This is a genomic window from Frigoribacterium faeni, assembly GCF_007988805.1.
Taxonomy (GTDB): domain Bacteria; phylum Actinomycetota; class Actinomycetes; order Actinomycetales; family Microbacteriaceae; genus Frigoribacterium; species Frigoribacterium faeni.
Map to the genome: position 1 here is coordinate 1 of NZ_BJUV01000061.1, position 8,298 is coordinate 8,298.

Annotated in this window: 5 protein-coding genes; all 5 read left to right on the top strand. The window is 71.8% G+C overall.

What is annotated here, in order from left to right; genetic code table 11:
• A partial coding sequence (locus FFA01_RS15525; protein ID WP_371859226.1) for a carbohydrate ABC transporter permease occupies window positions 1-883 on the top strand: 883 nt, incomplete at its 5' end.
• Complete coding sequence (locus tag FFA01_RS15530; protein WP_146857091.1) at window positions 880-1,737, top strand: carbohydrate ABC transporter permease; 858 nt, start codon at window positions 880-882, stop codon at window positions 1,735-1,737. The genes FFA01_RS15525 and FFA01_RS15530, both read left to right, overlap by 4 nt.
• Complete coding sequence (locus tag FFA01_RS15535; protein WP_146857092.1) at window positions 1,734-4,232, top strand: beta-mannosidase; 2,499 nt, start codon at window positions 1,734-1,736, stop codon at window positions 4,230-4,232. The genes FFA01_RS15530 and FFA01_RS15535 overlap by 4 nt, the downstream gene beginning before the upstream one ends.
• A 2-nt stretch (window positions 4,233-4,234) precedes the next feature.
• Window positions 4,235-5,203: an ROK family protein gene (locus tag FFA01_RS15540; RefSeq protein ID WP_146857093.1), complete on the top strand. Its 969-nt coding sequence runs from the start codon at window positions 4,235-4,237 to the stop codon at window positions 5,201-5,203.
• 150 nt (window positions 5,204-5,353) lie between these two features.
• Window positions 5,354-8,167, top strand: coding sequence for a carbohydrate binding domain-containing protein (locus tag FFA01_RS15545; protein WP_167627407.1), 2,814 nt, complete (start codon window positions 5,354-5,356; stop codon window positions 8,165-8,167).
• Window positions 8,168-8,298 lie beyond the last annotated feature (131 nt).

An 8,298-nucleotide genomic window follows, 5' to 3' on the forward strand; every position in this document is an offset into this window, starting at 1 on the left:
GGCCGGTCGCGTGGGCCGTCGCGGCCTGCGCGTCACCCCGTGGCTGTTCCTCGTCGTGCCGCTGGCGTTCCTGATCGTCCTGACCTACGTGCCCGTCGCGAACCTGCTCTGGTACAGCGTCACCGACTGGGACGGCCTGTCGCCGGTCAAGGAGTTCGTCGGACTCGAGAACTTCGTCGAGATCGTCACCCGGCCCGAGATCTTCCAGGTCTTCTTCGTCAGCCTCTTCTACCTGGCCGGCGCCATCGCCCAGCTCGTCCTGGCCCTGTACTTCGCGACCCTCCTCAGCTTCAGGACCCGCTTCTCGAACCTGTTCAAGGGGATCATCTTCTTCCCGTACCTCATCAACGGGGTCGCGATCGGGCTCGTCTTCCTCTACTTCTTCCGCCCGGGCGGGACCCTCGACGCCCTGGCCGCCCTCGTCGGCGTGCAGGACACCCCGCAGTGGCTCGGCGACCCGGACGTGGTGAACACGTCCCTCGCGGCGACGAGCGTCTGGCGGTACATGGGCCTCAACTTCGTGCTGTTCCTCGGAGCCATCCAGTCGGTGCCGTCCGAGCAGTACGAGGCGGCCGACCTCGACGGCGCCACCTCGTGGCACAAGTTCATCTACATCATCGTGCCCAGCATCCGGCGCATCCTCGGCCTGTCGTTCATCCTCGCGATCGCGGGCGCCCTCTCGGCGTTCGAGATGCCGTACATCATGACCGGCGGCGCCAACGGGTCCGAGACGTTCGTCATCCAGACGGTCGACACCGCGTTCCGGTTCTCCAAGGTCGGTCTCGCCTCCGCGATGGCGGTCGTGCTGCTGGTCATCGTGCTCGCCATCACGGCGGTGCAGCGGCTGCTGTTCCCCGACGAGAAGAAGGAGGACGCCTCATGACCACCACGGCGTCGCCCACCCGCTCGCGCGCGCTCGCCCGCGCCGGGACGACCGTCAAGTACGTCAGCCTCGTGCTCGCGTGCCTCGCCGCCCTCGTCCCGCTCGTCACCATCGTCATGCTCGCGTTCAAGACGGACCAGGAGTACCGGACCACGACCCCGCTCACCCCGCCCGGCGACTGGCTCAACCTCGACAACTTCGTCACCGCCTTCACCCAGGGCGGCATGCTGATGGGCTTCGTCAACACGGGGATCATCCTCGTCGTGTCCGTCGTCGGCACCATCCTGATCGGCACGATGGCCGCCTACGCCATCGACCGCTTCCGCTTCCGCGGCCGGAAGCTCGTGCTCGGCGGGTTCCTGCTCGCGACGCTCGTGCCCTCGGTCACGACGCAGGTCGCGACCTTCCAGGTGATCAGCGCCCTCGACCTCTTCAACACCCGGGGCGCGGCGATCCTCATCTTCATGGGGACCGACATCGTCGCGATCTACATCTTCCTGCAGTTCATGCAGTCGATCCCCGTGTCGCTCGACGAGGCGGCGATGCTCGACGGCGCGAGCCGCTTCACCGTCTACTGGCGCATCGTCCTGCCGCTGCTCAAGCCGGCCATCGCGACGGTGGTCATCATCAAGGGCATCGCGGTCTACAACGAGTTCTACATCCCGTTCCTCTACATGCCCTCGCAGGATCTCGGGGTCATCTCGACCTCGCTGTTCCGCTTCATGGGCCCGTTCGGGGCGCGGTGGGAGGTCATCGCGGCGGGCACGCTGCTGGTGATCGTCCCCACCCTCATCGCCTTCCTCTTCCTCCAGCGATACATCTACAACGGCCTCACGGCAGGAGCCACCAAGTGACCACCACCTTCCCCACCACCGCGACCGAGACCCTCCGCCCGCTGCACGACGGCTGGTCCGTCCGCTCGACCGGCGGCCCGGTCCCCGCCGAGATCGCCGCCGCCGTCATCCCCGCGACGGTGCCCGGCCTCGTCCACACCGACCTGCTCGCCGCGGGTCTCATCCCCGACCCCTACCTCGACCGGAACGAGCAGAAGGTCACCTGGATCGGCGAGAGCGACTGGGAGTACCGCACCGCGTTCTCGTGGAGCCCCGACGGCCACGACCGCCACGACCTCGTCTTCGAGGGCCTCGACACCGTCGCCACGGTCACCCTGAACGGCACCGAGCTGGCACGCACCGTCAACCAGCACCGCACCTACCGCCTCCCGGCCGACGGGGCGCTCGTCGACGGCGACAACGACCTCGTCGTCCGCTTCGCCTCGCCCGTCGCCTACGCCGACCAGGCCAGCCTCGACATCGGCTACCGGCCGCACACCTACTTCCACCCCTTCAACGCGATCCGCAAGGCGGCCTGCAACTTCGGCTGGGACTGGGGCCTCGACGCCGCCTCCTCGGGCATCGTCAAGCCCGTCACCCTGCACTCCTGGTCGGGAGCCCGGGTCGAGAGCGTCCGCCCGGTGGTCACGACCGGAGGAGGCGCGGGTCGCGTCACCGCGCACGTCGCCCTCGAGCGGGCGGCCGGCTCCGACGCCGCGCTCACCCTCGAGGCCACGATCATGAGCGCCGACGGCACCGGGGTCGCGACGGCGGCGGTCGCCGTCGGGGCGGGGGCCACCGAGGCCGTCGTCGAGCTCGACGTCGCCGACGTCGAGCTCTGGTGGCCCCGCGGATACGGTGACCCCGTGCTCTACGACCTCGCGGTCGAGCTGACCGCAGACGAGCGGCCCGCCGCCTCGTGGTCGACGCGGATCGGCTTCCGCACGGTCGTCGTCGAGCTCGAGCCCGACGCCGACGGCACGAGCTTCAGGGTCGTCGTCAACGGCGAGCCCGTCTGGACCCGCGGCGCGAACTGGATCCCGGACGACGCGTTCGTGACGCGGGTCACGCGTGAGCGCGTGGCCGCCCGCCTCGACCAGGCCGAGTTCGCGAACATGAACCTGCTGCGCGTCTGGGGCGGCGGTTACTACGAGTCCGACGACTTCTACGAGCTGTGCGACGAACGCGGCATCATGACCTGGCAGGACTTCCTCTTCGCCTGCGCCTCCTACGCCGAGGAGGAGCCGCTCCGCAGCGAGGTCGAGGCCGAGGTCCGCGACAACGTGACGCGCCTCATGTCCCACCCGAGCCTCGTGCTCTGGAACGGCAACAACGAGAACATCTGGGGCTTCGAGGAGTGGGGCTGGGAGAAGCGCCTCCAGGGTCGCACCTGGGGTCTCGGCTACTACCTCGACCTGCTGCCGCGCCTCGTCGCCGAGCTCGACCCGGAGCGCTCGTACACGCCGGGCAGCCCCTGGTCGGGAGACCCGGAGCGCCCCGCGAACGAGATCGAGCACGGCTCGGTGCACCTCTGGGAGCTGTGGAACCGCGTCGACTACCCGCACTACCGCGACACCGTGCCCCGCTTCGTCGCCGAGTTCGGCTGGCAGGGCCCCGCGACCTGGTCGACGATCCGGCAATCGATCTCCGACTCGCCCCTGACGCCCGAGTCGCCCGGCATGATCTGGCACCAGAAGGCGACCGACGGCAACGACAAGCTGACCGACGGCCTCGTCGCGCACCTCCCGCTGCCCGACGACACCGAGGACTGGCACTGGGCCATGTCGCTGAACCAGGCGAACGCGGTCGCCTTCGCCATCGAGCACTGGCGGTCGTGGAGCCCGACCACGATGGGATCCGTCGTCTGGCAGCTGAACGACTGCTGGCCCGTCACCTCCTGGGCCGCCGTCGACGGCTACGGCCGCGCCAAGCCGCTGCTCTACGCCCTCAAGCACGTCTACGCCGACCGCCTCGTGACGATCCAGCCTCGAGGCGCCGACCTCGTCGCCGCCGTCTCGAACGACTCGTCCGAACCGTGGGAGGCGCGGGTCGTCCTGCAGAGGATGTCGTACGACGGCAGTCTGCTCGCCTCGGCGACCGTGGACCTGGCCCTCGATGCCCGGACCACCGGCTCCGTCCCGATCCCCGCCGAGGTCGCGGCCTTCGGCGACCCGACCCGTGAGCTGATCGTCGCCACGGTCGGTGTCGAGCGGGGACTGTGGTTCCCGGTCGAGCAGCGCGACTCGGCCCTGACCGCCGCCGACCTGACGACCGCCGTCACCGCGGTCGACGGCGGCTACGACGTCGTGGTGACCAGCGCCTCCCTGGCTCGTGACGTCACGCTGCTCGTCGACAAGATCGACCCCGCCGCCGTCGTCGACGACATGATGATCACCCTGCTGCCCGGGGAGTCCGTCACCTTCCGGGTGACCAGCGCCGCATCGCTCACGGCCGAGCAGCTCACGTCGCCGAGCGTGCTGCGCACGTCGAACCAGCTCGTCGTCGACTGGGCCTGACGATGTCGGGATTCGCCCTCGCCGTCGACCTGGGCGGCACCAAGGTCGAGGCCGCCCTCGTCGACGCGAGCGGGCGGATCGCCGATGGCAGCCGGGTGCGCGCCGCGACGGGGGCGGCGTCGCACCGGGCCGATCTGCGGGCCGCCGTCGGCACCGTGGTCGACGGCGCTCTGGCGGCCCTCCCGGCCGGCGGCGAGTTGAGGGGGGCCGGCATCGGCTCGGCCGGCCCCGTCGACCTCGTCGCGGGCACGGTCAGTCCGAAGAACCTGCCCGTCCTCGCCGGGTTCGACCTCCGCTCCGACGTGCAGGATCGTCTCCCGGGCCTGCCCGTCCGGTTGCGCCTGGACGGCACGTGCATCGCCCTCGCCGAGCACTGGCTCGGAGCGACCGCCGGGCTCGCGGACTCGATGTCCATGGTGGTCTCGACCGGGGTCGGCGGCGGGCTGATCGTCGGGGGAGCGCTGGTGTCGGGCAGGACGGGCAACGCGGGACACATAGGCCAGATCCACGTCGCGGGCTTCGGGGGAACAGCAGGGGACGTCGACTCGACGACGCTCGAGGCCGTCGCGTCCGGGACGAGCTCCGTGTCCTGGGCCCGGGGCCACGGGTGGGTCGGGACCTCGGGGGAGGAGCTCGCCCTGTCGTGCGCCGACGGGGAGCCGACCGCCTGGGCGGCCGTCCACCGGTCCGCCGCCGCCGTCGGCCAGGCGATCGCCAGCACGACCACGCTGCTCGATCTGGACGTCGTCGCCATCGGCGGCGGCTTCGCCGGGGTCGTGCCCGACTACGTCGACCTCGTGCGCCAGGCGGCTCGTCGAGCCACCGTGCTCGCCTACGCCGCCGAGGTGCTCATCGTCCCGGCAGCCCTCGGATCCGCCGCTCCCCTGCTCGGAGCCGCTGCCCTCGTCCACCGCCCCGAGATGCTCGACCCGACCAGGGTCGGCCCGCGGCGGCTGGTCAGCACCACCTGACACCGGGCGGCCCGCCCGGGCCGCCGTGATCACCGCACAGCCGAAGGAGCCTGAGCACCGATGACGACACGAACCGCCACCAGCGTCCCCGACCATCCGTCCCGAACGACCCCGAGACCGACACGGCAGCGGTCGATCCGAGTGTGCGCCGTGGTCGCCACCGGCGTCCTGCTCGGATCGCTCGCACCGCTGACGCCGCATCAGACGGCGCCATCGTCGGCCGCGCCACATGCCGAGTGGACCACTCGGAACACCGAGTTCGTCACCCGGGACGCCTCGCGCCTCCGGCTCGGGGGAGAGACGTTCCGGGCGAGCGGAGCCAACATCTACTGGCTCGGCCTCGACGAGAACGTCGGAGGGGTCGACTACCCGACCTTCTTCCGGATCAAGGACACCCTCGACTCGGCCCACCGTGCCGGCATCACCGTCGTCCGCTCGCACATGGGCACCTCGACGGCCCAGGACGACGCGAACACGCTGGCGCTGATGCCGAGCCTGGGCGAGTACGACGACGACGCCTTCGCCACGATCGACTTCGCCGTCGCGTACGCCGGGTCGCTCGGCATCCGGCTGATCCTGCCGCTCACCGACGAGTGGGAGTACTACCACGGCGGACACCGCGACTTCACGACGCCCCTGGGCCTCGAGTCCGCCGACTTCTACACCGACCCGAGGGCCATCGACGCCTACCAGGACTACGTCGACCACGTCGTCGGGCGCACCAACGCGCTCACCGGCGTCCCCTACGCCGAGGACCCGACCATCATGGCCTGGGAGCTCGGCAACGAACTCGAGGGCATGACCCTCCCGTGGATCGACGAGCAGGTCGCCCACATCAAGCAGCAGGCCCCGTCGCAGCTCGTCGCCGCCGGTCGACGGTTCGACATCGACCCCGACACCCTCGCCGCGACGGCGCTCGACATCGTCGACGTCCACTACTACCCGCCGACGCCAGACCGCGTCTCGGCCGACGCCGCGACCGTCACCGCCGCCGGGAAGGTCTACATCGCCGGCGAGTACGCCTCGACGGCGGCGACGCCCGCACTGCTGGGCCCGATCGCGCAGGATCCGGCCGTCTCGGGGATGTTCGCCTGGTCGCTCTTCGGCCACGACGATCGCGCCGGCCTCGTGCCCCACGACGACGGCTTCACCTTCCACCTGCCCGGCGGGACGCCGTCCGAGGAGTCGCGGGCCGAGGCGATCCGCCAGTACGCCGTCGACATCGGCGTCGTGCTGCCCGCCCTTCCCCTGGGGGCCCCGCTCGTGACGAGCGTCCACCGTGCCCAGGGCATCTCGACGATCACCTGGCGGGGGACCGCCGGCGCCGCCGGCTACGTCGTCGAGCGGCAGGTCGCCGACCAGCCGTGGACGACCGTCACCGAGGAGGCGCTGGGTGCGTCGGCCGGGACCGTCACCGACATCGAGTCCCCGGCCGGCGCCTCCTACCGGGTGCGGGCGCTCGACGGAACGGGGGCGAGCGGACCCGCGTCCGACGTCGTCCGCCCCGACGGCGGCGACGTGCTCGTCGACCCCGTGCAGGACTGGCGCCTCTCGTCCGCACACGAGGGCGTGACGGTCGCGGCCGACCCCGACGGAGGGTCCGTCGTCGCGACGGACGGCGCATCCGGTTCGGTGGCCTGGCAGCGTGCCGGGCTCGCCCGCGCCGAGTTCCAGGTCGACGAGCCGTCCGCCGTCCGCGTCGAGACCAGCGGGGACGGCCGCACCTGGGCGCCCGCTGCGACGGTCGTCGGCGACGACGGAGCGGTCGTGGCCGACGGCCTCGTCGGCGATCACGTCCGGGTCGTGCTGGCCGGGGACGCGCACCTGACGCGGGCCACCCTGCGGTCCGCGGCCGTCGACCCCACCGCGGCGCCCGGGGCGTTCTCGCTCCAGGCGCCCCTCGACGGGACGACGGGCGCCACCTCGATCCCGGAGTTCTCGTGGACGGCCGCGGCGGACGCCGCCTACTACCGCTTCGCGCTCACGGACTCCGAGGGCACGGTCGTGGCCTCGGCCGGCGGTCTGACCGGCACGTCGTACCGGCCCGACGTCACGCTGGTGCCCGGCTCGACCTACCGCTGGTCGGTCGAGGCCGTGAACGGCGTCGGCACCACGACGTCGGTGCCCACGACGGCGTCCTTCGCCACGCGTCCGCTCCCGACCGAGGCGCTCGTGGTCGAGGACTTCGAGGAGTACGCCGACGACGCCGATCTCAACACCTCCTACGTGCGCAACACGGGCGGCGGAGCCGTCACACCGACCCTCGGTGAGAACCCGTCCACGGGTTCGCAGGCCGGACGGTTCGCCTACGACCTCACGGGCCCCGGCTACGCGGGCGTCGTCCGCACCCTCGCCGAGCCTCAGGACTGGTGGGGCTACACCGGCCTCTCGCTCGCGCTGCGAGCCCCGACCGGTGACGACGTGACCGTGCAGGTCGTGGCGGGAGGGTCGTACTTCGAGACGACCCTCGCGGTCGAGGGGGAGGGCTGGCAGCGGATCGACGTGCCCCTCAGCGCGTTCGCTCCGCCCGCCTGGGCGGGCGACGCCGTCCTCGACCCGTCGAGCGTGACGCAGCTCGCGTTCTACCTCGGCGGCGACGGCGCGGGCGAGCTCCTCGTGGACGACGTCGTCACGACGGTCGACCCTGCCGCGGTCGTGCCCGTCGATCCCGGCACGCCCGGCACTCCCGGCACGCCGGGTACCCCGGGCGGCGGTACCGGACCGGCCGCCGGTCCGGGGTCCGGATCCGGCGCGGGAGGCGCGGTGCCCGTCGGCGGGACCGGCCCGGCCCCCGACGGCTCCGCCTCCCCAGGTCTCGCCTTCACCGGCTCGGCCTCGACCACGGCGCTCGCCCTGGCCGCCCTGGCATCGGTTCTCGCCGGTGCCGTCGCACTCCGAGCCGCACGACGACGTCGGCTCGCATCCACGACCACCTCGGTGGTCGAGCGAGGAGAAGCATCATGATCACACGTCCGAAACGCACCGCCCTCGGGGCCGGCGTCGCCTTCCTCCTGGCGGGCGTCCTCGCCGTGGGCGCCCCCGTGGCGCCGCCGGCCGAGGCCTTCAGCCCGACCGGCAAGAGCACGGTGCTGAAC